The following is a 2,242-nucleotide window of genomic DNA, read 5'->3' on the forward strand; positions in this document are numbered from 1 at the left end:
CGCACGTGGCGGGTGCTCAGTTCTCCGCGAGCAGTTCGAGGGTGTCGATGACGCGGTTGGAGAAGCCCCACTCGTTGTCGTACCAGGCGACCACCTTGACGTGCTTGCCGTCGACCCGGGTGAGGGCGGCGTCGAAGATGGACGAGGCGGGCTGGCCGGTGATGTCGCCGGAGACCAGCGGCTCGTCGGCGTAGTCGAGGATGCCCTTGAGCGGGCCGTCCGCGGCGGCGCGGTAGGCGGCGAGCACCTCCTCGCGGGTGACCTCGCGGGAGACCGTGGTGTTCAGCTCCACGATCGAGCCGACAGGGACGGGCACCCGGATCGAGTCGCCGGACAGCTTGCCGTCGAGCTGCGGCAGCACCAGGCCGATGGCCTTCGCGGCACCGGTGGTGGTCGGCACGATGTTCACGCCGGCGGCGCGGGCGCGGCGCAGGTCGCGGTGAGGGCCGTCCTGGAGGTTCTGCTCCTGGGTGTAGGCGTGCACGGTGGTCATGAAGCCGTGCTCGATGCCGGCCAGGTCGTCCAGGACGGAGGCCAGCGGGGCGAGCGCGTTGGTGGTGCACGAGGCGTTCGAGACGATCACGTGCCGGGCGGGGTCGTACGCGTCGGTGTTCACGCCGTAGGCGAGGGTGACGTCGGCGCCGTCGGAGGGGGCGCTGACCAGCACGCGCCGGGCGCCGGCGGTGATGTGGGCGCGGGCGGCGTCCGCGGCGGTGAAGCGGCCGGTGGCCTCCAGCACGATGTCGACGCCGAGCTCGGCCCACGGCAGGTTGGCCGGCTCGCGCTCGGCGAGCACCTTGATGCGGCGGCCGTCGACGACCAGGTCGGTGCCGTCGATCTCGACGGAGCGGCCGAGCCGGCCGAGCGCGCTGTCGTACTTGAGCAGGTGGGCGAGCGCGTCCGGGGCGGTGAGGTCGTTGATGGCGACGACCTCCAGCTTGCTGTCGCGCTCCAGCAGGGCGCGCAGGGTGTTGCGTCCGATGCGGCCGAATCCGTTGACGGCGATGCGGGTCATGGAGGTTCCTCTCGTGTCGTCCCGCCATCCATGGTCGGCATCCCGGCGCCCGGCAGACAGTGGCCCGGATGACAGCGTGCGCAAGGATCTCGCCAGATCCTTCGCCAACGCTCGCAAGGATCTCGCCACCCCGCCCGGCGGGCCCCTGACGGAGCACCCCGTCAGGGGGCCGGATCCGGCCGTCAGGCCGAGAAGGTGTGGCGGTACTCCGTCGGGGAGGTGCCGAGGATCCGGTGGAAGTGCAGGCGCAGGTTGGCGCCGGTGCCGAGGCCGACCCGGTCGGCGATCTGCTCCACGCCGAGGTCGGTGCGTTCGAGCAGCTCGCGTGCCAGGTCGACGCGGGCCCGCAGCACCCACTGCATCGGCGTGTAGCCGGTGTCCTCCACGAACCGCCGGGAGAAGGTGCGCCCGGAGACCTTGGCGTTGCGGGCCAGGTCCTCCAGGGTCAGCGGCTCGGCGAGGTGGGCGAGGGCCCACTCCCGGGTGTCCGCGAAGAGGTCGCCGAGCGGTTCGGGGACGCTCCGCGGCACGTACTGCGCCTGCCCGCCGCTGCGGTAGGGCGCCGCCACCAGCCGCCGCGCCACGTGGTTGGAGAGCCCCACGCCGTGGTCGCGACGGAGCAGGTGCAGGCAGAGGTCGATGCCGGAGGCGGCGCCCGCGGAGGTGAGCACGTCGCCCTCGTCGACGAACAGCACGTTGGCGTCGACCCGTACCAGCGGGTGCCGTTCGGCGAGGGCCCGGGTGTAGTGCCAGTGGGTGGTGGCCCGCTTGCCGTCGAGGAGTCCGGTCGCGGCGAGGGCGAAGGCGCCGGTCGAGATCGCGGCGAGCCGGGTGCCGCGGGCGTGCGCGGCGGTGAGTGCGGCGACGACCTCGGCCGGCGGTTCGGTGGTGGCCGGCTCGCGGTAGCCGGGGATGAAGACGGTGTCGGCCTGTTCGAAGGCCTCCAGGCCGTCCGCCACGTGGTACGAGAGGCCGTCGCCGCCGGTCACCAGCCCCGGTGCGGCTCCGCAGACCCGCACGTCGTAGGGCATGCTCGGCCGGTTGGAGAACACCTGGGCGGGGATGCCCACGTCGAGCGGCTTCGCGCCCTCCAGCACGAGCACCGCGACCTGGTGGTTCCTCCGCCCCATCGGGCCTCCTCCTGCGCACTCCGCGGCCACCGGTCGTCCGCTCCCCCGCGGGTGGCCCGAACGACGGCTGTCGCAAGCATCCTGCCACCTGTGCCCG

The 2,242-nt window shown here is 73.1% G+C and carries 2 protein-coding genes; both read right to left on the reverse strand.

From position 1 onward, the window contains the following. Nucleotides 1-16 precede the first annotated feature (16 nt). Complete coding sequence (gap, locus tag ABZ641_RS33890; protein WP_344625503.1) at nucleotides 17-1,015, reverse strand: type I glyceraldehyde-3-phosphate dehydrogenase; 999 nt, start codon at nucleotides 1,013-1,015, stop codon at nucleotides 17-19. 182 nt (nucleotides 1,016-1,197) lie between these two features. Then, nucleotides 1,198-2,145, reverse strand: coding sequence for a helix-turn-helix domain-containing protein (locus ABZ641_RS33895; RefSeq protein WP_344625504.1), 948 nt, complete (start codon nucleotides 2,143-2,145; stop codon nucleotides 1,198-1,200). Nucleotides 2,146-2,242 lie beyond the last annotated feature (97 nt).

It is taken from the genome of Kitasatospora sp. NPDC007106, assembly GCF_040634455.1.
GTDB classification, from domain to species: Bacteria; Actinomycetota; Actinomycetes; order Streptomycetales; family Streptomycetaceae; genus Kitasatospora; species Kitasatospora arboriphila.